Genomic DNA, 920 nt, shown 5'->3' on the forward strand with positions numbered 1-920 from the left:
CCCGCAAGGCGCCGCGCCCGACACCGATCCGCACGTGATTCCGCTCGTCGGCTGCTTCGACGGCGAACCGTTCGCGTATGTCGAAGCGTTCTGGCTGAAGGAAGACGCGCTCGCGCCGCACGTCGCGGCGCGCGACTACGACCGCGGGCTGCGGATGCTGGTCGGCGAGTCGCGCTGGCGCGGCCCGCATTGCGTGGCGGGCTGGCTGCCGTCCGTCGTTCATTACCTGTTTCTCGACGACCCGCGTACCGAAGCGGTCGGCTGTGCCGTTCCGGCCGGCCACGCGCGGGTTGCCGACCATCTCGCGCGGCATGGCTTCGCGCGGCAGCGCCGTCTCGCGCTGGCCGACGCGCAGCCGCTGTGGATGCGCACGCTGCGCGAGACGTTCTTCTCCGGCCGTCACGTCTGACGCGCCGGATTCACCGACAAGGGAGCTGAGACATGCAGAGAGAAACCGTATTCGACCTGATCGGCGTCGGCTTCGGGCCGTCGAATCTGGCGCTGGCCATCCGCCTCGAGGAACGGCGCGCGACGCGGCCGTTCACGCATTGCTTCGTCGAGCGCCAGCCTGAATTCGGCTGGCATCGCGGGATGCTGCTCGACGACTGCCGGATGCAGATCTCGTTTCTGAAGGATCTCGTCACGATGCGCGATCCGAAAAGCCGCTACACGTTCATCAACTACCTGTTCGAGCGCGGCCGCCTGAACGAATTCGTCAACCTGAAGAACTTCTATCCGACCCGCGTCGAGTTCCACGACTACCTGAGCTGGGTCGCCGAGGCGTTTGACGAACACGTCCACTACAGCGAAACCGTCCTCGCGATCGAGCCCGTGCGCGGCGACGGCGCGAAGATCGACGCGTTGCGCGTGCTGTCGCGCGACGCGGCCGGCCACGAGCGCCAGCGCGTCACGCGCGCGCT

2 protein-coding genes are annotated in these 920 nt (G+C 67.6%); both read left to right on the forward strand.

Annotated features, from left to right (window positions below; translation table 11 throughout):
- The coding region (locus G3N93_RS40730) for a GNAT family N-acetyltransferase (protein ID WP_206135602.1) at positions 1–409 on the forward strand (409 nt) is incomplete at its 5' end.
- A gap of 32 nt (positions 410–441) precedes the next feature.
- Positions 442–920: SidA/IucD/PvdA family monooxygenase (locus tag G3N93_RS40735; RefSeq protein ID WP_206135603.1), on the forward strand; the 479-nt coding region annotated here is incomplete at its 3' end.

Source organism: Burkholderia sp. Se-20378 (genome assembly GCF_017104665.1).
GTDB classification, from domain to species: domain Bacteria; phylum Pseudomonadota; class Gammaproteobacteria; order Burkholderiales; family Burkholderiaceae; genus Burkholderia; species Burkholderia lata.